Raw genomic sequence first — 21,721 nt, forward strand, 5'->3', positions numbered from 1 at the left:
GATGGCGGAGGATATCGCTTGGGCAAGGAATGACGGCTGGCGTCTGTCACGCCGCCAAATGCTGCAGCTCTCGGCCGGGGCCGCGCTCGCCGGCCTCCTGCCGCGCACGGCCATGGCCGCGGGGCTCGAACTCAACGTCTTCGGCCATCGCGTCCACCAGGCTGCCGCGACGACCGGGCCGGGCGGCGACGCGACGGAAGCATGGCGCCAGGAGAGCGGCAACACCGCCTCGTGGGTGACGCTCGGCGACGTCAACGCCATCCACGAGCGCCTCCTGCGCGAGGCGACGCTCGGCACGACGACGATCGACGTTGCTATCTGCTCAACGGCCGGGCCGTGCCGCGCAACCTCAAGCTCTTCACGGCCGCTCGACAGCTTCCTGAAGGAGGCGCCGATCGCCGAGTTCGACGACATCGCGCCGGGGCTCGTGAAGCCCCTGCAGCTCGACGGCGCGCTCTACGGCGTGCCCGTGCGCCACGCCACCAACGTCATCATCTACAATGAGCCCTGTTCGAGGAGCGCGGCGTCGCCCTGCGAAGACCTTCGAGGAACTCGTCGAGGCGGCGCGCAAGCTCACCTTCAAGCGCGACGACGGCACCCAGGTCTACGGCCTCGCCTTCACGCCGGTCTTCGCCTCGAACTTCCTGACGATCGCCCGCTGCCTCGATGGCGACTACATGACCGAGGACCGGAAGATCGTGGCGGCCGAGGCGCCGATGGTCGAGGCCCTGACGGTGCTCGCCTCGCTCTACAAGGACGGCGTCCTGCCGCGCAACACGGCGACGCTCAACAACGAGGAGCTGACGACCTGGATGCAGCAGGGCCGCGCCGCCATGAGCATCCAGCCCTTCGCCCGCCTCGCCTCCTACAACGACCCGCAGAAGTCGCGCTATCCGGGCAAGCTCAAGCCGCTGGTGCCGCCGATGGCGGAGGCGCTCGCCGGCAAGGCGAGCTATGCCCCGACGGTGGAGTTCTGGTCGCTCGTCATCCCGGCCAATTCCAGGAACCAGCGCGCCGCCTGGGATTTCATCCGGCACCTGTCCTCGCCCGCCGCGACGACGCAGATGGCGCTCAACGGCAACGGGCCGGTGCGCATCAAGACCTATGCCGACCCGGCCTTCGGCAAGAGCTATCCCTACGCCGCCGTGGAGGCCGAGGCGGTGGCCGCCTCGCGCATCCACCTGCCCGCCTTCGACGAGCAGGCCCGCGCCCACGACATCTTCATCGAGGAGACGCAGGCCGCCGTCTTCGGCATGAAGACGCCGCAGGACGCCATGGCGGACGCGGTAAAGCGCGTCGCGCCCCTGCTCGGCTGACGTTGCCCTTCAAGCGCCGGACGCGCTCCCCGGGTCCGATCCGATCAGGTTCCAACCTGATCGGATCCGGCTCTAGGCGCCCGTCCGCGGGGCCGGCATCGGCCCGACATAGCGCGACTGCGGCCGGATCAGCCGGCCGGCCTTCTCCTGTTCCAGCACGTGGGCCGTCCAGCCCGCCATGCGGCCCGCCGCGAAGACATTGGTGAAGCCCTCGCGTGCGAAGCCCACGGCCTCGAGGACGAGCGCCGTATAGAACTCCACATTGGTCTCGAGCGGCCGCAGCGGCTTGCGCTCGGCGAGCAGGGCAAGGGCCTCCGCCTCCACCGCCTCGGCAAAGCGGATGCGGCCGCCGGCATCGCGCAGGCCGGCCACGGCGCCCTTCAGCACGTCGGCCCGCGGGTCGCGCACGCGATAGATGCGGTGGCCGAAGCCCATCAGCCGTTCGCCGCGCGCCAATGCCTCCGCCAGCCACGGGCGGATGCGGCTTTCCTCGCCGATAGCGTCGAGCATGTCGAGCACCGGCCCCGGCGCCCCGCCGTGGAGCGGCCCCTTGAGCGCGCAGAGCGCGCCGATGACCGATGAGAACAGCCCCGCCTTGGTCGAGGCGATGACGCGCGCCGTGAAGGTCGATGCGTTGAGGCCGTGGTCGGCCACGGTGACGAGATAGGTGTCGAGCGCGCGCACGTGGCTCTCTGCAGCCGGGCTGCCGTGCAGCATCCTGAGGAAATCCGCCGCTTGCCCCAGATCCATATCCGGCGCGACCGGATCCTTCCCGGCGCGGCGGCGGTGGATCGCCGCCGCGAAGACCGGCACCGCCGCGACGGCGAGCACGTGATGCGGCCCCTCCTCCGCGTCCGCCAGCGCCGACAGCAGCAGGCGCAGCGCCTCGACCGGCGCGAGGCCGTCCGTCGCCGGCAGCAGCGGCGGCAGGAGCGCGAAGGCGTGGGTGCGCGCGCGGCCGAGCGCGCTGCGGATCTCGGCCTCCTCCATCGGCTCGGGCGCAAGGTCCCGCCACAGCAGGGCGAGCACGCTCTCGAAGCTCCGGCCCGCCAGTGTCTCGAGATCGTGCCCGCGCACGATCAGGCGCCCGGCCGCGCCATCGACATGGCTCAGCACGGTTTCGGCGGCGATGACATCGTCGAGCCCCGGCGCGGCATGAGCGGCAAGCGGGGCAAGGGCGGGCGGTGATGGGTTTGAACGGCTCGTCATGGTCATCCTCGCGAAAAGCTTGCCGCGAGGATGGCGCTGGAATACATATAGTCAATATTGATTCATGTAATCAATCTAGGAGCGACGGTGGCGGAGCACGACCGGTTCATGGACGCGGCGGCGGCTGCGCAGAGCCTCGGCGTCAGCCGGGCGACGCTCTATGCCTATGTGAGCCGCGGCCTCATCCGCACGGGCGAGGCCGCGGGCGATCCGCGCCGGCGCCTCTACAGCGCGCACGACATCGAGGCGCTCAAGCGGCGCAAGGAAACCGGCCGCCGACCCGCCCGGGTCGCGGAGACGACGCTCGACTGGGGCCTGCCGGTCCTCGCATCCGCCATCACGCTCATCGAGGACGGCCGCCTCTACTATCGCGGCCACGAGGCAACCCGCTGGGCCGAGACGGCGACGCTGGAGGACACGGCGCGGCTCCTCTGGAACTGCGAGGGGCGGGATCCCTTTGCCGGGGCGCCCACAGGAGCCCCCTGGGATGCCGCGCTCCTCGCCCGCCTCGCCCACCTGCCGCTGACGGAACGGTGCCAGGCGCTGCTGCCGCTCGTTCCCGCCGGCCGCGCCATCGCCTGGCAGCGCGACGTGCGCAGCCTCTGGCCCGGCGCCGCGGCCTTGCTGCGTGCGACCGCCGCCGCGGCCAGCGGGACGGAGCCGGACGGTGACGACATCCACCGGCATTTCACCCGGGCCTGGCACCTCGATGAGACGGGCGCCGACATCCTGCGGCGGGCGCTGGTGCTCGCCGCCGATCACGAGCTCAATGCCTCGGCCTTCGCCGTGCGCGTCGTCGCATCGACGGGCGCCTCGCTCGGCGCCTGCCTGAACGCCGGCCTCGCGGCCCTGAGCGGTCCCCTGCACGGCGGCACGACGAGCCTGGTCGAGATCCTGTTCGATGAGGTGGAGCGGGCCGGCGATGCGGCCGCGGTCGTGGAGGCGCGGCTCAGGCGGGGCGAAGGCGTGCCGGGCTTCGTCCACCCGCTCTATCCGGAGGGTGACCCGCGCGCCGCCGCCCTCCTGCCGCTGCTGCCGGCGGATGCTGCCCGCGAGGCCCTGGCAGAGGTCATGCAGGCAAGCGCCGGGCGGCTGCCCAACATCGATTTCGCGTTGGTGGCCCTGCGCCGGGCGTTCAACCTGCCGGCGGGCGCGGCGCTCGCGATCTTCGCCGTCGGCCGCACCGTCGGCTGGATCGCCCACGCGCTGGAGCAGCGGCTGGGGGACAGGCTCATCCGCCCCGTGCGCGCTACACCGGCCCTTCCGCCGAAGACGCCTGAGAAGGGGCGAAACCGCCCCGCGCTCACTCGCGGCGGTCTCCGTAGAGCTCCTTGATCTTGCGGTGCTGCTTCTCCCGCTCGCCGGGGCTCAGCCGCCGGCGCCGCATCAGGACGTAGATGACGGCGGCCGCGAACAACACCGGGCCGATGGCGACGAGGAAGAACCAGAAATACTCACCCATGGGTGCCTCCGTCCTCCGCCTCAGTAGCCGCCGATGATGGGCAGGATCTCGCCCGTGATGTAGCTGGAACAGTGCGGCGAGGCGAAGAAGACATAGGCGGGCGCGATCTCCTCCGGCTGGGCCGGGCGCTTCATCGGCACCTTGGCGCCGAACTGCGCGACCTGCTCCGGCGGCCGCTCGGACGGGTTGAGCGGCGTCCACACGGGCCCGGGGGCGACGGCGTTGACGCGAATGCCGCGCGACACGAGGTTGGACGCCAGCGCCCGCGTGAAGGCGTGGATGCCGCCCTTCGTCATCGAATAGTCGATGAGTTCCTTGCTGCCGTCGATGCCGGTAATCGAGCCTGTGTTGATGATCGCCGAGCCCGGCTTCATGTGCGGGATCGCCGCCTTGGCCATGAAGAAGTAGCCGTAGAGATTCGTCTTCAGCGTCGTGTCGAAATGCTCCGGCGTGAGATCCTCGATGTCGGAGGCGTGGTACTGGAAGGCGGCATTGTTGACGAGCACGTCGAGCTTGCCGAATTCGTCGAGCACGCGCTTCACCGTCTCCTCGCAGGTCTCCTGCCTGCCGACGTCGCCGGGCAGCAGGATACAGCGGCGGCCCTCCTTCTCCACCGCACGCCGCGTCTCCTCGGCGTCCTCGTGCTCCGAAAGATAGGCGATGGCGACATCCGCCCCCTCGCGCGCGAAGAGCACCGCCACGGCCCGGCCGATGCCGGAATCGCCGCCGGTGATGAGCGCCGTCTTGCCTTCGAGCTTCTTCGAGCCGAGGTAGTAGGGCGCATCGTACATCGGTGCCGGCGAGAGCTTGGCCTCGACGCCGGGCTTGCGGTGATGCTGCTCCGGGAAGGGCGGCTCGGGATAGCGGCGCGCGCCGGCCTGCATCGCGCCATCGCCGCCGCCACCGTCCTTGCGGCTGTCGGCGGCATCGACCTGCTTCTGCACCTCACGCTGGCGCGCCGCTGCGGCGCCGGCGTCGCTCGACATGCCTTGGCGAGTGTCGGACATGAAAACCTCCGTGCTGCGGAACAGGGTCACGCCGCCATCTTGCGGCAGTGCTCGGCACAGGTGCGGCAGGCCTCCACGCAGGCCTGCATGTCGCCGATACGCTCACAATCGTCGGCGCACTGGCTGCAGATTTCGGCGCATTCGGCACAGACGTGCCGGTGATGCTCGGAGCCGATGAGCATGAAATGCGCGGCCGTGCGGCAGATCTCGGCACAGGCCATCATCAGGGTGAAATGCCGCTTCTCGGTATGGGCGCCGCCGAGCTCCAGGCAGTGGCCCATCGCGGTCGACTGGCAGGTCCCGTAGCAATGAAGGCACGCATCGATGCAGGCGCGCATGTTCTGGTCGATGTGATGCATGGCGATTCTCCCTGTCCGAATGCCCTCCCAATCGCGCCCGTCCCCCATTGTTCCCCCCGCCGGCGGAACCGCGCCGATCGGCTCCGCATTGAGCGATGACGACCGCCGGGGCGCCCCGGCCGCAGAACGAGGACGGAGCGAGCCATGAGCCCCCTGTTGAGAAAACTGAGCAACTTCAGCACTTTCGACGCCGAGGAAACGGCCGCGATCGAAGCGCTGGCATCCGAGCCCATGCTCTATGCGCCGCGCGAGATCATCATCGGGGAGGGCGAGCGGCCGCAGGGGGTCAATCTCGTCCTGTCGGGTTTCGCCTGCCGCTACAAGGCCCTGCCCGACGGCCGGCGGCAGATCCTCGGCTATTTCGTGCCGGGCGACATCTGCGACCTGCGCGTGTTCATCCTCGAGGAGATGGACCATTCCATCGCCGCCGTGACGGCGGCGGAGGTCGTCGTCCTGCCGGCGGAGGAAATCCGTGGGATCACGGCCCGCTTCCCGCGCATCACGACCGCCCTGTGGTGGGCGACGCTCGTCGAGGAGGCGATCTCGCGGGAATGGATCCTCAACATGGGCCGGCGGTCGGCCGGCGAACGCACCGCCCATCTCTTCTGCGAGATCTACCACCGGCTTAGGGCGGTGGGTCTGGCGGACGGGGGGCGGTTCACGTTTCCGGTGACGCAGCCGGAGCTCGCCGATGCCCTCGGCCTCTCCGTCGTGCACGTCAACCGGACGCTGCAGTTCCTGCGCCGCCGCGGGGTCGTCGACTTCGAGAACGGCGAGGTCCTGATGCCCGACCTCGAAGCGCTGGAGGACTACGCCATGTTCAATCCGCGCCATCTGCACCTGCGCGAACAGGCGCGGCCTGAGGCCCGGGCGCCGCTCGAAACCACCTGAAGCGCGCCACGGGCCGCACGGAACAATCGCAACCCGCTACGGTTGGAAACCGGCGGGGCGTGCCGGCCGCTCGCAGGCGTCATCGTTGCCTCTCTCCCGGCCGGTGCGCTTCGCACGTTGCCGCTCCGCCGCGCCCATCACAACCCGACGGAGACATGACCATGCCGACGAAAGACGAATGGCTCGATCGCTGGCTGCGCGACGCCCACGCCATGGAGCAACAGGCCGAGCAGGTGCTGCGGGCCCAGATCCAGCGCCTCGAGAACTATCCCCAGTTCCGCCGCAGGATCGAGGAACACCTTGCCGAAACCGAGCGCCAGCGCACGCTCGTCGAGGGCTGCCTCGCCCGGCGCGGCACGGCGCCTTCCGGCCTCAAGGACGCCGCCGGCAAGCTGACGGCCATGGTGCAAGGCCTTACCGGCCTCGTCGCCGGGGACGAGGTGGTGAAGGCCGCCCTGGTGAGCTACGCCTTCGAGCAGTTCGAGGCGATTTCCTACCGTATCCTGGCGAGCGCCGCGGAGGCGGCGGGCGACATGGAGACGGCCCGCGTCTGCGCGGAGATCTGCCGCGAGGAGGAGGCCATGGCGGCCTGGCTCGCCAATCACGCGCCGGAGGCCACGCATACCTTCCTCGACCGTGACATGGCGGACCTCGAGGAGGCCAAGCGCTGACGCGCGCCGCAGCTCAGCGGGCGCCGAGGATCATCTCGCGCACCCAGTGCAGCAGCAGCGTGTCATAGGCCTGCCGGTCCCTGTCGCGCGAGAGGGCATGATCGGCCCCCTCGAGGATCCTGTAGGTCACCGACCGCGCATTGATGAAGGCGGACAGATAGCTCGCCACGGCGGGATGGGGGACGATGTCGTCGTTCTCGGATTCGACGATGAGCACATCACCCTTGAAGCGCTCGCACTCGCGCAGGACGAGATTTTCCTCGCGCGGGACGAAGCGCTGGCGGTAGCGCGCGAGATCGGCGCGGTTGAGGCTAAATTTCGGCACCGTCCAGCCGTCGTCGCGGTAGAGCGCCGGCACGCGCAGCGCGAGCCACCGCACCGGGCGATGCGCGGTGAGGAGTGCCGCGAGATAGCCCCCGTAGGAGCTGCCGACGACGGCGATGGCGCTCGTGTCGATGTTGGGCTGCTCCGTCAGCGCATCGTAGGCGGCGCACAGGTCGGCGAGGTTGTCCCGCCGCGTCACCGTGCGCAGCTGATCGGCCCGGGCGCCATGGCCGCGCATGTCGAAGGTCAGGCAGATGCATCCCAGCTGGGAGATGCCCAGGGCGCGGCTGCGGTCGCGCTCCTGGCTGCCCGCCCAGCCGTGGACGAAGAGGATGCCCGGCATGCCGGTCCGCGGCTCGACGACGAGGCCGCCGAGTTCCGTCCTGTCGACGGAGATAGTGATCTTCCTGTCGGGCACGTCTTCGCTCCTCGACGGGCCGATATCGCCTTTCAAAGCTGTCGCACGAAACATATTGGGCTGGCTGGATGCGGCAAGAGGACGGCAAGGACCGTCGGTTGTCAGGATCAGTTCTCGTCGAAGCGGCCGCCTTCGCGCGAGGGATTGCGCGAGATGGAGGCCTCTTCCCGGTCATCCGGGAGCACCTCGTCACTCTCCTGGTAGTTGTCACGGCCTTCGCCGTAGTGCTCGTCCGTCCGTACGCGACCCGACCGGTCGACGACACCGCCGCTGCGCGAGGTGCCGGCGGGCCGGATGTCCGCTCCTTCCACCTCGTTCCAGTCGAGCCCCGCCCGTTCGGGGGCGCTGCGCGGTTCAACGCCGGTGCGGACCTCCTCGCGGTCGTCTCCCCGTTGGGCCTTGCGGTTCATGTCCTGTTCCTTCCGATGTCATGGCGAGGGGCCCGCCAGATACGAGGCGGCGGACTTCTCGCCGAGCTCATGAAGCAGGCGCGAGCGGGACCGGTGCAGCCTGCTCTTGACCGTGCCGATATCCAGGGCGCAGATGCGGGCGGCGTCCTCGTAGCTCGTGCCCAGGACGCCGACGAGCACGACGATCTCGCGTTGCCCGTCGGGCAGGCGCTCGAGGGCGCGGCGCATCTCGCCGGCCCGCACGGCCCATTCCTGCCCCGGCGCCGAGATGGGCCGGCCCGATGCGCATTCGGCGAGGCCCGGCGCCTCGCGCGCCTCAACCTTGACGCGGTTGAGGAAGGTGTTCCGCATGATGGTGAACAGCCACGATTTCAGCCGGGTGCCGGGCTCGAACTGCTCAATCCGGCCAATGGCACGCGCCAGCGTTTCCTGGACGAGGTCGTCGGCATCGTTCCGATCGCGGCAGAACCCGCGTGCGAAGGCGCGCAACGCCGGGATGAGGGCCACGACTTCGTCGCCCCTGCACGGGTCGTGCCGCGCCGCCAAGCCGTCGGCCATCGTTGTGCACCTCCCTGTCAGGCCTGCCCTTGCCTGCCAAACGTCACCTTCCGGCGATTGTTCCAGACGGTACCGCTCTCGGAACAGACGCGCGCCCAGCCGGTTCGGGGGTGGGCAGGGCCGGCGCCAGCGATCTCGCGCGAGCCATTCATCCGGCCTGCCACGCAAGCAGACAGGAGGGAAAGATGAGAGTGAGCGAAGCGATGACGCGCAATGTCAGCATCGCGCGCCCGGACCAGTCCATCCAGGAGGCCGCCCGCATGATGGCGGACATCGACGCCGGCAGCCTGCCGGTCGGCGACAACGACCGGCTCGTCGGCATGATCACCGATCGCGACATCGCCGTGCGTGCGGTCGCGGCGGGCAAGGGCCCCGACGCGCAAGTCGCCGACGTCATGTCGCGCGACGTATGCTACTGCTTCGAGGACGAGGAACTCGACGACGTTGCCCATAACCTCGGCGAGCAGCAGATCAGGCGCATCCCCGTCGTCAACCGCGACAAGCGCCTCGTCGGCATCCTGTCGCTGGGCGATCTCGCCATCATGCAGCAGGGGCCCGCGGGCGAGGCCCTGGCCGGCATCTCCCGGCCGGGCGGCATGCATTCGCAGACGGGCAACGCCTGACGCATGCGCAGGCGGGGCAGGCGCCGCCGGCGGCGAGCGCCCGTCCCTCCTTCACTCCCCGGGCGCGCGCAGGCTGTTCCGCCGCAGCTCGTCGATGTCCGGCGCATCGGAGAGGAAGAGCGCAATCGGCCGCAGGGCCGGGACATGCGCCGCGACGACCATGATGAGCAGCGTCATCGGCACGGCGAGCAGCGCGCCGATGAGACCCCACACCCACGTCCAGAACATCAGCGCCACCAGGACGACGAGGCCCGACAGGGACATCTGCCGCCCGAGCAGCCTGGGATCGACGTAGTTACCGAGCACCTGCTCGATGACGAGGACGCCACCGGCGACGATGGCGGCCGAGGCCGGATCGAGCCGCAGCACGGCGACAGCCATGGGCACGGCGCCCGCGATGATCGAGCCGACGGTGGGTATGAAGTTGAGCAGGAAGGCGAGCGTACCCATGACGATGACGAACGGCAGGTCCCACCACCAGGCCCAGGCCGCATAGAGGATGCCCGTGAGCAGGCCGAGGAATGCCCTGACAAGGAGATAGCGGCGGACGCGCCCGGCGACGTCGACAAGCACGTGGCGGCAATCGACGCTGCCGCGCCGGGTCGTGACGGCCGCGACCTTGCGGCGCAGGACGGGCGCCTCGACCAGCATGAACAGGATCAGGAACAGCGCCAGCGTCAGCACGCCGGCCGTCTGCCACACCGCATTCGCCAGCCACGACAGGAAACCGACGGCCGGCTCGATGAGACGGTCGGCGGAGACGACGTTTCTCAGACTGTCGATCGGCAGGCCGAGGCGCTCGACGAAGGCCGCGAGCCGCTCCAGCAGCGCGACGAGGGCCTCGCGATGCTCCGGCAGCCCGATGGCGAGCCGCTGGCCGGCATAGCTGATGCCGATGAGGAACGCGGCGAAGACGAGCAGGATGACCAGCATCGCGGCGAGGTGGCCGAGCCAGCGCAGCCCCCGCGGCAGGCGGGCGCCGATCGCCGCATCGATGGGCCAGACGGCGAGCGCAACGAAGAAGGCGAAGGCGAGCGGGCCTGTAAACCAGGCCGTGGCCCTCAGGGCGAGGACGGCAGCGATCGCAACGAGGAGCCCGAGCATCCATTCCACCGGCCGCAGGCCCGGGGCGACGGCTCCGGGCCCGCCTTCGCGTCCGGCGGCGGGCGCCCTGCCCCTGCCTTCCAAGGGGTCAGCCGGCGGCGACATGGCGCCAGCTTCGCCGCACATCCTCGACGAAGCCCTCGTACGCCCCGGCCCGGTCCGCCTCGCCCCTGATGCGCAGCAGATAGGAGGGGTGGATCGTCACGAAGAGGGAGATGCCGTCGTTGAGCGCATGCGGCTCGCCGCGCAGCGAGGCGATCGTCGCCGGCCGCTCCAGGATGCTGCGAACCGCGGTGGCGCCGAGGGCCACGATGACACGCGGCGCGACGATGGCGATTTCCTGGTCGAGCCACCACTTGCACCGGTCGATCTCGTGCGCGTTGGGGCGCTGGTGCATGCGCCGCTTGCCGCGCTGCTGGAACTTGAAGTGCTTCACGGCATTGGTGACGAACACCTTGCCACGCGGCACCCCGGCATCGGCGAGCGCACGCTCGAACATGCGGCCGGCCGGGCCGACGAAGGGACGCCCGGCCTTGTCCTCGCTGTCGCCCGGCTGCTCGCCGACGAACATGAGCCTTGCCCGGGACGGGCCCTCGCCCGGCACCACATGCGTCGCGAAGCGGTAGAGCGGGCAGCGCGTGCAGCCCGCCTCCGCGACAGCCAGTTCCTGCAGTGGCTCGTCACCCGTCGTCCGGTCCATCAGTTCCCGCCATGGGGCTCCCGTGAGGCACGCCTTGCTTCACGAGGCCGAACCGGCGCGGCGGCACGATGTTCCAGACCTCCTGCCGCGGGCGAACGGCCGCACGGGTGGCTCAGGCGGGGATGCCGCCGTGCTGTCGCACGCGGTTGCGCCCGGCCCGCTTGGCGGCATAGAGCGCCGCATCCGCCCGGGCGACGAGCTGCGCGAGGCTGTCGCCGGCGCGCGCCTCGGCCAGGCCGAAGCTCGCCGTGACCTGCCAGCCGTCGGGCAGGGAGCCGAACCGCGCCTCGCTGACCGACGCCCTCAGCCGCTCGGCGAAGACGGCAGCCCCCTCCGCGTCGCACCCGGACAGGAGCAGCACGAATTCCTCGCCGCCGAAGCGGGCGCTGAGATCGCCCCGCCGCGTCGCCCGCCGCACCAAGGCCGCGAAGGTGCGCAGCACCTCGTCGCCGGCTGGATGGCCGAAGGTGTCGTTGATGCTCTTGAAGCGGTCGATGTCGGCGATGACGAGGCACAGCGGGTGGCTGCGCCGGTCGGCGAGCCGCTGCGCGGCGCCCTCCTCGAAGCCGCGCCGGTTGAGGATGCCGGTCAAGGGGTCGAGATTGCCGGTGCGGCGCAGGTCCTCGATGACGTCACCGACCGTGACGGCAAGAAGCGCGAGCGCGAGGGCGACACCGAGCACGGCCAGCGAGAACTGCAGCGCGAGCCAGAACGGCGATATGCCGAACTGCGATGGATCGGGCGCGGCGACACCGACGGTGAGGATGGTGCGCGGGAAGAAGTGCAGGGCAAAGGCCAGGAGCGTCCAGAACAGGACACGCTCCGTCAGGCGCCCGTACCGCATGTCACGCAGCCGCCACGCCGTTCCAAGGCATATCAGGCCGTAGCCGAAGTTGAGGATGTAGATGCGGACCAGCAGGTTCCGCTCCACATAGAAGAAGAAGGCGATGCCGCCCACGATGAGGAGCGTGATGGCGGCCTTCTCGGCGAAGGAGGTGCGCTTGCCCGTCCGCGCGAGCAGCCCCTCGGTGAAGCAGAGCACGCTCACGGTATAGATGAAGGCCGACACGACGGCATTCGGCCCGGCGCCGGGCGGGATCTGCAGGATCTGCGACAGCGTGCCGAGGCAGAACAGCAGGCAGGAGGCGCCGAAGACGAGAAGGTGCCTCCGGCGACGGTCGAAGGTCCACGCCAGCACGAAGCTCGCCGAAAAGACGAGCAGGATGGTCGGACCTACCAACAGAACCAGCCGCATGGCGCCCCACGATGCCCCGCTCTCCGCAAGGTCTGTCGGCGCTGCATATCGTCCGCATGCAACCTCTGCAAGTTGCGTCGGCTGCGGGCGGGGCGCGGCCCTGCTAGCGCATCGCGCGCCGTCCGATGGCGAGGGCCGCGATCGCGAACAGCGCGCAGGCCAGCGCGACGAAGATCGGGAGGCCATGGCCGGCCGCCTGCATGGCGAAGCCGGCGAGCGCCGGGCCGACGAGTGCGCCGACGCCCCAGAACAGGCCCATGCCCGCATAGATGCCGATGATGTCGCTGCCGGAGAACCGGCTGCCTACGATCGCCAGCATCAGCGTGTAGATGCCGACGAAGACGCCACCCCAGACGAAGAGGAGCGCGTAGGTCATCGCCGGGCTGGCGAGCGCGAAGGGCCACGCGACGGCGCCGAGGGCCGACACCGCGGCGAGCGCGACGATCAGGCGCTCCCGGTCCATCCGGTCGCCAAGCCAGCCGATCGGCACCTGCAGGACGATGGCACCGAACATCATGTAGGCCATGAGCTGCGTCGCGTCGCCCTCCCCCAGCCGAGCGACATCGCGTAGAGCGTCAGGAAGGTCAGCCCGGCCGTCTCGATCGCCGCATTGAGGGCCGTGGCGCCCATGGCGATGGGCGCAAGACGCATGTAGCGCAGGGGATTGCCGTGGGCGGGCTTCTCGAAGGCCGGCGCCGCGATCCGCGCGAAGGTGACGAAGAGGGCGGCAGCGGCCGCAAGGGCGGCACCGATGCCGTAGGCGGTGAAGCCGTCCGACCCCGCGAGCGACAGGATCAGCGGTCCGAGCGCGAAGCCGACGGACAGGGCCGCGGTATAAGCGCCCATCGTGCGCGCCCGCGAGCTCTCGGAGCTCAGCGCGTTCAGCCATGTCTCGGACAGGACGAACAGCACCTCCGAGGCGGCGCCGAGCAATATGCGCAGCGGAAACCAGAGCCATACCAAGGGCATCAGCGGAAACAGGCACAGGAGCAGCGCCGCACAGCCGAGGGCGCCGACGATCGCCCGCCGCAGCCCCCACCGGGCGCCGATCCGCGGAAGGAGGAAGGCCATGGCGAGAACGCCGACGGCGTGCATCGCCGCATTGGCACCGATGAGGCCCTCGCTCAGGCCGCGCTCCGCCAGATCGAGCGCGATCAGCGCCGCGCTCAGGCTGTAGGTCAGCCCGAAGACCGCCGCGGTGGCGATGATGCCCGCACGGGCCAGGACGGCGCTGCCCCCGACGATGCTGGTGTACACGCGAACCTCTCAGTCACCGGACGGCGCGGCGGCGGCAGCCGGATGGCCGGACGGAGCCGGATGGGCGCGACCGTCGTCGGGCCGCGGCTCGAATTGGGCGATCAGGGCTCCGACGGCCTGGGCGTAGTCGAGGACGATGCCCGGCGTCCAGGCCATCCACGCCGCCCGGCGGCGCAGCAGCCCCGCGATCCACAGCTCGGGCGCGCAGAGGAGGCGCAGCAGGAAGGCGGGCGATCGCGCCGCCTCGGCAAAGCGGCCCTCGATGGCGACGTCGAGCGCGCTCGCCACCGCGCTGGAGCAGTTGCGGTCCGTGAGATTGTAGGTCGCGTCCGCACGGTAGGCCTGCCAGAACGCGCGCAGCGCCCGCCGGTTGAGGCCGGCGAGCCGCACCTGCACGGTCGAGGGGCACCATTCCGCGCTCTCCTCGGCATAGCTCGGCTTGAAGAGGCCGGGCACGTCGTTGTCCGGGCTTGCCCTGAGGGCGCGGGCGAACTGGGAAGGTGCCCGGTCGATCTCGACCGCGGGATAGTGGCTGATGTAGACGTCCGGCGGCGCCTCGAGCGCAGCGTGGCCGGTCGAGACGATGCCCTTCTCGTCCCGGGCCGCGACATAGCGCTCGACGCCCCTGTGCAGCGGCACGATGCCTCCGGTCGGCGTCCACACATGCACGACGACGTCACCCTCGTCCGGCCCCTCGCCCCGAACAGGAAGGATCCGCCGCAGAGAGCCGGGCTTGAGATCCCGCACGCGTCCCCTGGCCAGGATCATCGCGACGGAGGTGTCCGGCGGCAGCCGCCGGATGCGCAGCGCCAGCCCGCACAGCCCGAAGGCCGATACGATCATCAGCGTGCCGACGTCGGCGCCGACCTCGCCCTGCCAGTGGCTCGGCCAGGGAACGAAGGACCAGATGCCGATCAGGAACTCGACGGCCGCCTTGAAGATGGACAGCCGCCAACGGTGGAAGCGCACGACATAGGCGCTGCTCGCCCGCCAGACGGCGTCGGCGACGAGGAGCGTGCCGACCAGGAAGCCGACGAGGATGCCGCTGTGCCAGGGCGCCTCGATGATCAGGAGGACGATGACGACGAGGACGGCCGCCTTGCCGAGGCGCAGCAGCCGGCGCCCGTTCGGCGCCGACAGGCCGCTGACCGCGGAGAAGGCGGCATCGATGAGCAGCGGAATGGCGAAGTAGGTCGACGAGAAGCGCAGGTCGTCGTCGAGGGCGGTGACGACAAAGAAGAGGCCGCCGGCCATCCACAGGAGGCCGAGGACGCCGACGAGCCACCACTTGCGGCGCACCATGCCGCCGCCGATGAGCAGGAGGAGAAGCTCCAGCATGTTCGCGCACGCCCCCCGGGCGGCCGGCATGTCGCTCGCTCTGCAGCCGGCATCGTATTCCCCGAGACCGGCATGCTAGTTCGGCTTCTTCTTCAAAGTCTTAACGACGAAGCAATGGAGCGCCATTGGATCGCCCCAGGACGATGCACGATGGGCCGTCCGACCAACCCGCATGGGAGGGCGAGCGTGCGGACGGACGTTGCTTGCGCGGCCATGAGACACGGCCGGCGCCTCGAGCTGCGTTATGACGGCTTCACGCGTGTCGTCGAGGTGCACGCCGTGGGCGAGACGACCGCCGGCCATCTCGCCATGAGCGCCTGGCAGGTGCGCGGCGGCAGCAGCAGCAACGAAGACCGGGGCTGGAAGACATTCCTGCTCGACGAGGTCTCGTCCGCCGCCGAGATCGACGAGAGGTCAGAAGCACCGCGTTCGGATTACGTGCACGGCTCGAGGCAGTTCCGGCACATCATCTGCCAGCTCTAGCCTCCGCCGCCGGCACAATGCCTCGATCCTCGCACTGTCCCGCGACCTCGGGCAGCGCAGGGGCGAGCATGAAGGGCAGGAAGCCCTGCAGCCACAGCCCGAAGGCGGTGGCCCACAGGACGGCCGCGAGGCCGTAGTGCATCCCGTGAAGCACCGAAGCAAGGCCTGTCTCGGGGGCGGTGCGCACCAGCGCGGCCATCGCGACAAGCAGGAACGCGACCCTCGCCTGCCACGGTATCGCCAGTGGCCGGCCGGTGTGCCTGAGGCCTGCGATGGTGAAGACGGCGAGCACCGCGAGACCGAGGCAGCCCATGGCAAGCATGTGCAGCCCGGCCGCGGGCGAGACGGGTGCCCCGAGCTGCCCGGCGCCGATGAACAGAAGACCGATCCCCGCTGCGGCATTCGCGCCGGCCAGAGCCAGCACGTGACTTGCCAGCACGCTGCGCCCCACGAACCATTCCGCCAGCCGGTCCATGAAGGCCGCGCCGGCGGCGAGCGCGAGGAAGGCCGGCGCCGCGGACTGCGGAAAGGCAAGCTGTGCCGCCGCATAGAAGGCCGCGAGCCCGGCAGCGAGATTCTGGCGCCCGGGATGGGGCCTGTAGGGCGTCGTCTCGCCGGAAGGGTCGAGCGCCAAGTTGAGCACGACCACATTGATCCGCGACAGCGACAGCGCGAACAGGATGACGAAGATGAGGAGGCTCGCGACGAGCAGGCGCTGCGCGAGCGCGAAGTCGCCCGCCATCCAGGCAAGGCGGATGGCCATTTCAGCCGCAACGAGCACCACGAGCCAGGCCACGAAGGACCAGTGACGCCACAGGCGCCGCCGCGCCATCGGGACGGCGACATGGGCAAGGAGCAGCGACAGGAAGGCGGCATCACCGGCGAGCGCCAGCGGCACGAGCCAATCGGCGGCGAGAAGCCCGACGATGCGCCCCGGCAGCCAGAGCCCCACGAGGAGCAGGAGCGCCCGGCCGCGGGCCCGATCCGTATCGGTCCATTCCGGCACGGCCGAGGTCAGGAAGCCGGCGAGTGCGGCGCCATAGGTGCCGAAGACCATTTCGTGCGCATGCCACTGGCCCTGCGGCACCGCACCCGAGAAAGGCGGGTCGAACGAGAAGGCCAGCGTCCACAGGAGCGGCCAGAGGGCGCCGTGCAAGGCGGCGACAGGAAAGAAGAGGCGCAGGCCCTCGTCGAGGAGAAGCTGCGGCGTGCGCCTGACCGAACAGTCGCTGGAGACGCTCATTGCAGCCGCCCGGCTCCGTCGAGGAGTTCGGCGAAGGCCTCTTCGCGCGACCAGGCGGCCACGAGGTCGAAGACGAAGCGCTCGTCCCGCGCGCCGGGCCGGCCGGGGACAGCCCGCAGGTCGACGATGCCGCGCCGGCGCGCGGAGAGCACGACCAGCCGGTCGGCGATGCGCGCGGCCTCACCGAGATCGTGCGTCACGAAGAGGGCGCAGAAGCCCTCGCGCGCCGCCGCCTGCGCGAGGTGATCCTGCATCATGCGGCGCAGGCCGACATCGACGGCCGAGAACGGCTCGTCGAGAAAGACCACGTCCGGCGCCACGACGAGCGCGCGGGCCACCGCCGCACGCTGGCGCATGCCGCCGGAGAGCTCCGCCGGAAACTTGTCGAGGTCCTCGGCCTCGAGGCCCACCTCCCTTGCCCGCGCCGCGGCGATCTCCCGCCGGTGCCGGCGCGGCGTCCCGGCGCAGGCGAGCCCATAGGCGATGTTGTCGCGCGCCGTCAGCCACGGCAGCAGCCGGGGCTCCTGGAAGACGATGGCGTGGCGCCGGTAGGCGCGATGCACGCGCCCGCGCAGCGGCACGACGAGACCCGCCGCGATCTGCATGAGCGTCGTCTTGCCACAGCCCGACGGCCCGACGAGGGCGACGATCTCGCCGGCGGCGAGGGCGAGGTCCATGCCCTCGATGACCGTGCGGCCGAGGAAGGCGTGGCCGATGTTCTCGAGCCGCAGCTTCATCGCTTGACGCCCCAGGGTTGGCCGGCCGTGCGCCAGCGCTCGGCCGCCTCCCGCAGCGGCTGCAGGACGAGATGGTCGCTGCCGAGCGCGCAGAGGACGACGAGGACCGTCAGGGCCATGACCTGCGGGATGTCGAACAGGGCGCGCGCCTTGGCGAGCGCCCCGCCGATGCCGCCGGAATTGCCGAGCAGCTCCGCCATTACCGCGACCTTCCAGGCCGTGCCGATGGCCGTCGTCCAGGCCGCGAAGAGATAGGAGAGAAGATGCGGCAGCGTCACGTCCCGGAAGCGGCGGAGCGGTCCGGCACCGAAGGCGCGCGCCATGGCATCGAGGCCGCGGTCCCGCGTCGCCACGCCTTCCAGCGCCCCCGCAAAGGAGATGGGCAACGCGGCGACGATCACGGTCGCGACGGCCGAGCCGCCGGAGGCGCCGAACCAGATGAGGGCGAGGACGATCCACGAGATCGGCGGCACGCCGAGGATGAAGGTGACGACCGGCTTCATCAGCCTGAGGGCGGCGAAGGAATAGCCCGCGACGGTCCCCGCCGCCGTGCCGATGCCGGCGGCGAGGAGAAAACCCGTGAGCGCGCGCATCCCCGTCTCCTTCACCGCCGCGCCCAAGCCCGGCTCCGTCGCGAGGCCGGCGAGTGTCCTGAGCGTCGTCAGCGGATCCGGCAGGATGAAGTCCCCATAGAGCTCGTGCGCCGCCTGCCAGGCCGCGGCAAGGCACAGAAGCCCCGTCGCCCCGGCCCAGGCTGACCAGAGATAGCGCCCGAGCCAGGCGGCGGCCCGTGCTTCAGAGCACATAGAAGCCGGCATCAGGCTGCCTGCCGCCGATGATGCGCGGATCGTCCTCGGCGAGGGCGGCGAAGAAGCCCGTCAGCGCCTCGCGGGCAGCGGAGGCACGCAAGGCGACGAGATTGCTCGAGGCGATCGCGCGCCCGACGACCGGTGCTGGCAGTTCGAGGGCGGCTGCGGCCGCACCGCCCGCCGCCGCCGGATCGGCCTTCACGCGGGCAAGGGCCGCTTCGAGCGCGCCCTGCAGGGCCTCGAGCCCTTCCCCACCCAGCCTGTCGGCGAGCGCTGGCGTCACGGCGAGGCCGGCCTGCGGCGTGGAGGCCGCACCCGTGGCCGCCTGCCAGGCCCGCCGGCAATCGACGGCGCGCACCAGTTCCTTGCCCGCCATGTCGCCGCGCAGGATGGCGGCCGAGGCCGCCGGCTCCGACAGGAGCGCGGCATCGACCCGCCCCGCGAGGAGGAGCTGGACGGCCTCCGGCGGCGAGCCGACGTAGTCGAGACGGATGTCCTTGCCGGGCGTGAGACCAGCCTTGGCCAGGAGCCGCTGCAGCACGAGGTCGGGCATGTCGTTGGCGAAGGGCACCGCGATGCGCCGGCCGGCAAGCCCGGCAACCCCCTCGGGCCCGGGCGTGCCGACGACATGGAGCAGCCCCTCCGTCAGGACGTTGAGAAGCCGCAGGCCCGCGCCGCGATTGTAGAAATTGGCCGCGACATAAGTCGGCACCACGACCGCCTGCATCGTACCGCCCGCGATCCCGGCGCGCATCTCGTCCGGCGAGCGCCAGACGCGAAAGTCGACGGACTGGCCCCGGATCTCCCCCTCGGCCGCGGCCTGCGCGAGGACGACGGAGGGCGCGGCCGGCGGACCCCAGAGCGTCAGGGCCTGAGAGCCGGCGAGGGCGGGCCGCACGGCGAGAGCGGCAATGCCTGACAGCATGAGATGACGGCGATCGATCATGACCAATCCTCGGTTTCGTCGGGCCTCCGGCCCGATCGCAGGCAGGCGGGAGCATCCGGTCGGCACGCGAGCCTCCGCCTTTGGAACATTTAAAAAGACATATTTGCTATGTCTCTTTTATCGCGCAGGGTTGCCGGCCCCTGTCAAGGGCGGTCGCACGATCCATGTTGAAAAATCGCATTAAGGATGCATCTTTTCTGAAGCCACCTTCGGGCACGGGAGCATGCGGCCATGAGGCTCACGAACTTTTCCGACTACGCACTGCGCATGTTGATGCTCGCGGCATCGGCCGGCGAACGGCTCATCACCATCGAGGAGACGGCGCGCACCTTCGACATCTCCCGCGCCCATCTGATGAAGGTGGCGACCGCGCTGACCCGCGCGGGCTTCCTGAAGGCGGTGCGCGGCCGGTCCGGCGGCCTTGCCCTGGCGCATGATCCCAAGGACATCAGGCTCGGCGACGTGGTGCGGGCGACCGAGCCCGATTTCCATCTCGTCGAATGCTTCGCCACGGGCGATGCCTGCCTCATCACGCGGCCCTGCCGGCTGCCGCGCATCCTGCGCGAGGCGCTCGACGCCTTCACCGCGACGCTCGACCGCTACACCCTCGCCGACATCATGCTGAAGCCCGAGGACTTTCTGTCGCCGGCCGCCTGAGGCGAGGCGCGCCGCACACCGTCATGACCGGAGCACCGGATGGGACATGTCAGACGCCTGAACCGCAGCAGCGACGGGGGCTTCCTCGTCGACGCGACGCTGCTCGGCGACCTCCTCGCCATCGCGCCCTCCGCGCTGCCTGACCTGATGCGCGCGGGCGAGGTCACCAGCCTGTGCGAGCGCGGCGAGGACGAGCACCGGGGGCAGTACCGGCTGACCTTCTTCCACAAGGGGCGCCGGGTGCGCCTCACCGTGGATGAGGCGGGCGAGGTGCTCCAGCAGTCGGTCGTCGATTTCGGCGACCGCGCCTTGCCCGGGGCCATGCACCGCCCGGGCGGGCCCTGACGGCCGTCAATTGATGGATGGGTCGGCGCGCAGGCGCTCGGCGGCGAAGTCGAGGAAGGCGCGCACGCGCGCCGATGCGCGCCGCCCCTCCTGATGCACCAGATGGATGGGAACGGGCCGGGGCTCGAATGCGGCGAGCACGATCTTGAGCCGGCCCGCCGCCAGTTCCGGCGCCACCATGTAGGACAGGACGCGGGTGATGCCGTGGCCCTCGACGGCGGCCGTGATCGCCATCTCCGCCGTGTTGACGACGAGCCGCGGCGCCGGCCGCACGGCGATCTCCCGCGCCTCGTCCCGGAACATCCACTCCGCCACCGGCGTCAGGCCGCGGAAGGCGATCGTGCGGTGATGCGCGAGATCCTGCGGCTCCTGCGGAATGCCGTGCTCGGCGAGATAGGCGGGCGAGGCGCAGACGACCCGCCGCACCGAGCCGACGCGCAAGGCCGTCAGGCCTGAATCGGGCAGTTCGGCAATGCGCACGGCGACGTCGAGCCCCTCCTCCATCAGGTTGACCACGCGGTCGACGAAGAACGTGCGCGCCGTCACCTCCGGAAAGCGGTCGAGAAAGGCGAGCAGGATCGGCGCCACATACATGCGGCCGAAGAGCACCGACGCCGTGATCGACAGCTGCCCGCGCGGCTCGCGGTGCAGGCCCGCGGCCGTCTCCTCCGCCTCGTCGATCTCGGCGAGGATGCGCCGGCAATCGTCGAGATAGCGCCGTCCCGCATCGGTGAGGCGGACGTTGCGCGTGGTGCGGTTGAGCAGGCGGGTGCCGAGCCGCTCCTCGATCGCCGCGACCGCGCGGGTGACGACGGGCGGCGACAGGGACAGCCGGCGCGCCGCCGCCGCAAAACCCTCCTCCTCCGCGACGGCGACGAAGACCGCCATGGCCTGGAAACGGTCCATGAGATTATTCCACCTGCCGCAATGGTCAGTTGCTTTCTATCGGAATTCTATACAGCTGATGAAATCACCATTGTCCAGTGCACCGGATGCAAGACACCCGGCATCCCCGGACAGAAAGGCTCTCCCATGGCTCGCATTTCCGCCGTCGATCCCGCCGCCGCAACGGGCGAGGCGAAGGCCCTGCTCGACGCCGTTCAGGCCAAGCTCGGCATGACGCCGAACTTCCTGCGCGTGCTCGCCCAATCCCCCGCCGCGCTCGGCGCCTTCCTCGGCCTCTACGCCATTGCCGAGAACGGCAGCCTCGACCCGCAGACGCGCGAGCGGATCGCGCTGGCCCTTGCCGAGCAGAATGCCTGCGAATACTGCCTCTCCGCCCATACGGCGATCGGCCGCAAGGCCGGCCTGAGCAGCGCCGAGATGGAGGCGAACCGCCGCGGCTCCTCCGAGGATGCCAGGGCCGCCGCCGCCGTCGCCTTCGCGCGGGCGCTCGTCGAACACAAGGGCGAGGTCACGACGGCGGAAATCGAAGCCGTGCGTGCGGCCGGCTTCGGCGATGCCGAGATCGTCGAGATCATCGTCCATGTCGGCATGAACCTCACCACCAACATCCTCGGCAAGGCGAGCCGCGTCGAGATCGACTTCCCCAGGGTCACGCTCCAGGCGGCCTGACGTCACCCTTCCATGCCCCGCGCC

25 protein-coding genes and 1 pseudogene are annotated in these 21,721 nt (G+C 70.4%); 9 read left to right on the forward strand and 17 right to left on the reverse strand.

The features are described from left to right. Nucleotides 1-500 precede the first annotated feature (500 nt). Entirely contained in the window at nucleotides 501-1,316 is an 816-nt protein-coding gene (locus AL346_RS20495; protein WP_053194099.1) for an extracellular solute-binding protein, read from the forward strand. Nucleotides 1,317-1,388: 72 nt separating this feature from the next. On the opposite strand, the gene AL346_RS20500 is transcribed toward AL346_RS20495, so the two are convergent. Beyond that, nucleotides 1,389-2,525 (reverse strand): citrate synthase, encoded by a 1,137-nt coding sequence (locus AL346_RS20500; RefSeq protein WP_082312663.1) that lies wholly within the window; start codon nucleotides 2,523-2,525, stop codon nucleotides 1,389-1,391. An 87-nt stretch (nucleotides 2,526-2,612) separates the two neighbouring features. On the opposite strand from AL346_RS20500, the gene AL346_RS20505 reads away from it, so the two are divergent. Further along, a complete protein-coding gene (locus tag AL346_RS20505; RefSeq protein WP_245303247.1) occupies nucleotides 2,613-3,860 on the forward strand; it encodes a citrate synthase family protein in 1,248 nt (415 codons plus the stop codon). On the opposite strand, the gene AL346_RS25225 is transcribed toward AL346_RS20505, so the two are convergent. From AL346_RS25225 to AL346_RS20515, 3 genes are read right to left on the reverse strand one after another with little or no spacing between them, the layout of a single operon-like run. Continuing rightward, entirely contained in the window at nucleotides 3,829-3,987 is a 159-nt protein-coding gene (locus AL346_RS25225) for a hypothetical protein (protein ID WP_019401734.1), read from the reverse strand. The two genes, AL346_RS20505 and AL346_RS25225, sit on opposite strands and share 32 nt — an antisense overlap. 20 nt (nucleotides 3,988-4,007) lie before the next feature. Further along, nucleotides 4,008-4,994 carry an SDR family oxidoreductase gene (locus AL346_RS20510; RefSeq protein ID WP_245258876.1) on the reverse strand — a complete coding sequence of 329 codons (987 nt, stop codon included), beginning with the start codon at nucleotides 4,992-4,994 and terminating at the stop codon, nucleotides 4,008-4,010. Nucleotides 4,995-5,020: 26 nt separating this feature from the next. Next, nucleotides 5,021-5,353: a four-helix bundle copper-binding protein gene (locus tag AL346_RS20515; protein ID WP_019401732.1), complete on the reverse strand. Its 333-nt coding sequence runs from the start codon at nucleotides 5,351-5,353 to the stop codon at nucleotides 5,021-5,023. A 156-nt stretch (nucleotides 5,354-5,509) separates the two neighbouring features. Between AL346_RS20515 and AL346_RS20520 the strand changes: the two genes are divergently transcribed. Together AL346_RS20520 and AL346_RS20525 are read left to right on the forward strand one after the other, a co-directional pair. Next, entirely contained in the window at nucleotides 5,510-6,244 is a 735-nt protein-coding gene (locus AL346_RS20520; RefSeq protein ID WP_019401731.1) for a helix-turn-helix domain-containing protein, read from the forward strand. A 161-nt stretch (nucleotides 6,245-6,405) separates the two neighbouring features. Next, nucleotides 6,406-6,915, forward strand: coding sequence for a ferritin-like domain-containing protein (locus tag AL346_RS20525; RefSeq protein WP_026015059.1), 510 nt, complete (start codon nucleotides 6,406-6,408; stop codon nucleotides 6,913-6,915). Between the two features lie 13 nt (nucleotides 6,916-6,928). Here AL346_RS20525 and AL346_RS20530 read toward each other — a convergent pair whose 3' ends face one another. The 3 genes from AL346_RS20530 to AL346_RS20540 all read right to left on the reverse strand — a co-directional run bounded on the left by AL346_RS20530 (nucleotide 6,929) and on the right by AL346_RS20540 (nucleotide 8,625). After that, complete coding sequence (locus tag AL346_RS20530) at nucleotides 6,929-7,657, reverse strand: S9 family peptidase (protein WP_019401729.1); 729 nt, start codon at nucleotides 7,655-7,657, stop codon at nucleotides 6,929-6,931. Between the two features lie 107 nt (nucleotides 7,658-7,764). Beyond that, complete coding sequence (locus AL346_RS20535) at nucleotides 7,765-8,067, reverse strand: hypothetical protein (protein WP_019401728.1); 303 nt, start codon at nucleotides 8,065-8,067, stop codon at nucleotides 7,765-7,767. Nucleotides 8,068-8,085: 18 nt separating this feature from the next. Further along, complete coding sequence (locus AL346_RS20540; RefSeq protein WP_019401727.1) at nucleotides 8,086-8,625, reverse strand: sigma-70 family RNA polymerase sigma factor; 540 nt, start codon at nucleotides 8,623-8,625, stop codon at nucleotides 8,086-8,088. A 185-nt stretch (nucleotides 8,626-8,810) separates the two neighbouring features. On the opposite strand from AL346_RS20540, the gene AL346_RS20545 reads away from it, so the two are divergent. Further along, nucleotides 8,811-9,248, forward strand: a complete 438-nt coding sequence (locus AL346_RS20545) for a CBS domain-containing protein (protein ID WP_026015057.1) — start codon at nucleotides 8,811-8,813, stop codon at nucleotides 9,246-9,248. A gap of 51 nt (nucleotides 9,249-9,299) precedes the next feature. Here AL346_RS20545 and AL346_RS20550 read toward each other — a convergent pair whose 3' ends face one another. The 5 genes and pseudogenes from AL346_RS20550 to AL346_RS20570 all read right to left on the reverse strand — a co-directional run bounded on the left by AL346_RS20550 (nucleotide 9,300) and on the right by AL346_RS20570 (nucleotide 14,902). Further along, nucleotides 9,300-10,352, reverse strand: coding sequence for an AI-2E family transporter (locus AL346_RS20550; protein ID WP_197286640.1), 1,053 nt, complete (start codon nucleotides 10,350-10,352; stop codon nucleotides 9,300-9,302). A gap of 88 nt (nucleotides 10,353-10,440) precedes the next feature. Further along, on the reverse strand, nucleotides 10,441-11,052 hold the full coding sequence (locus AL346_RS20555) for a UdgX family uracil-DNA binding protein (RefSeq protein ID WP_019402182.1): 612 nt from the start codon (nucleotides 11,050-11,052) through the stop codon (nucleotides 10,441-10,443). Nucleotides 11,053-11,164: 112 nt separating this feature from the next. Further along, nucleotides 11,165-12,307, reverse strand: a complete 1,143-nt coding sequence (locus AL346_RS20560) for a GGDEF domain-containing protein (protein WP_019402183.1) — start codon at nucleotides 12,305-12,307, stop codon at nucleotides 11,165-11,167. A 103-nt stretch (nucleotides 12,308-12,410) separates the two neighbouring features. After that, nucleotides 12,411-13,564: pseudogene (locus tag AL346_RS20565) on the reverse strand (MFS transporter). A gap of 9 nt (nucleotides 13,565-13,573) precedes the next feature. Further along, entirely contained in the window at nucleotides 13,574-14,902 is a 1,329-nt protein-coding gene (locus tag AL346_RS20570; protein WP_197286641.1) for an HdeD family acid-resistance protein, read from the reverse strand. Nucleotides 14,903-15,115: 213 nt separating this feature from the next. Between AL346_RS20570 and AL346_RS20575 the strand changes: the two genes are divergently transcribed. Beyond that, complete coding sequence (locus AL346_RS20575) at nucleotides 15,116-15,385, forward strand: hypothetical protein (RefSeq protein ID WP_019400901.1); 270 nt, start codon at nucleotides 15,116-15,118, stop codon at nucleotides 15,383-15,385. On the opposite strand, the gene AL346_RS20580 is transcribed toward AL346_RS20575, so the two are convergent. The 4 genes from AL346_RS20580 to AL346_RS20595 are packed head-to-tail and all read right to left on the reverse strand — an operon-like array spanning nucleotide 15,369 to nucleotide 19,120. Continuing rightward, entirely contained in the window at nucleotides 15,369-16,628 is a 1,260-nt protein-coding gene (locus tag AL346_RS20580; protein WP_019400902.1) for an NnrS family protein, read from the reverse strand. The genes AL346_RS20575 and AL346_RS20580 overlap by 17 nt on opposite strands. Beyond that, entirely contained in the window at nucleotides 16,625-17,365 is a 741-nt protein-coding gene (locus tag AL346_RS20585; protein ID WP_019400903.1) for an ABC transporter ATP-binding protein, read from the reverse strand. Before AL346_RS20585 ends, AL346_RS20580 begins: the two co-directional genes overlap by 4 nt. Further along, nucleotides 17,362-18,171, reverse strand: a complete 810-nt coding sequence (locus AL346_RS20590; protein WP_019400904.1) for an ABC transporter permease — start codon at nucleotides 18,169-18,171, stop codon at nucleotides 17,362-17,364. The genes AL346_RS20585 and AL346_RS20590 overlap by 4 nt, the downstream gene beginning before the upstream one ends. Continuing rightward, nucleotides 18,161-19,120 (reverse strand): ABC transporter substrate-binding protein, encoded by a 960-nt coding sequence (locus tag AL346_RS20595; RefSeq protein ID WP_019400905.1) that lies wholly within the window; start codon nucleotides 19,118-19,120, stop codon nucleotides 18,161-18,163. The genes AL346_RS20590 and AL346_RS20595 overlap by 11 nt, the downstream gene beginning before the upstream one ends. Before the next feature lie 231 nt (nucleotides 19,121-19,351). Here AL346_RS20595 and AL346_RS20600 point away from each other — a divergent pair, with 231 nt between their 5' ends. Together AL346_RS20600 and AL346_RS20605 are read left to right on the forward strand one after the other, a co-directional pair. Beyond that, entirely contained in the window at nucleotides 19,352-19,777 is a 426-nt protein-coding gene (locus AL346_RS20600; RefSeq protein WP_019400906.1) for an Rrf2 family transcriptional regulator, read from the forward strand. A 39-nt stretch (nucleotides 19,778-19,816) separates the two neighbouring features. After that, a complete protein-coding gene (locus tag AL346_RS20605; RefSeq protein WP_019400907.1) occupies nucleotides 19,817-20,122 on the forward strand; it encodes a DUF6522 family protein in 306 nt (101 codons plus the stop codon). A gap of 6 nt (nucleotides 20,123-20,128) precedes the next feature. Here AL346_RS20605 and AL346_RS20610 read toward each other — a convergent pair whose 3' ends face one another. Further along, a complete protein-coding gene (locus AL346_RS20610; protein ID WP_053194103.1) occupies nucleotides 20,129-21,028 on the reverse strand; it encodes a LysR family transcriptional regulator in 900 nt (299 codons plus the stop codon). A gap of 126 nt (nucleotides 21,029-21,154) precedes the next feature. On the opposite strand from AL346_RS20610, the gene AL346_RS20615 reads away from it, so the two are divergent. Then, complete coding sequence (locus AL346_RS20615) at nucleotides 21,155-21,697, forward strand: carboxymuconolactone decarboxylase family protein (protein WP_053194105.1); 543 nt, start codon at nucleotides 21,155-21,157, stop codon at nucleotides 21,695-21,697. The last annotated feature ends 24 nt before the right edge of the window (nucleotides 21,698-21,721 follow it).

Origin of the sequence: Chelatococcus sp. CO-6 (assembly GCF_001271345.1) — a bacterium.
GTDB lineage: Bacteria > Pseudomonadota > Alphaproteobacteria > Rhizobiales > Beijerinckiaceae > Chelatococcus_A > Chelatococcus_A caeni.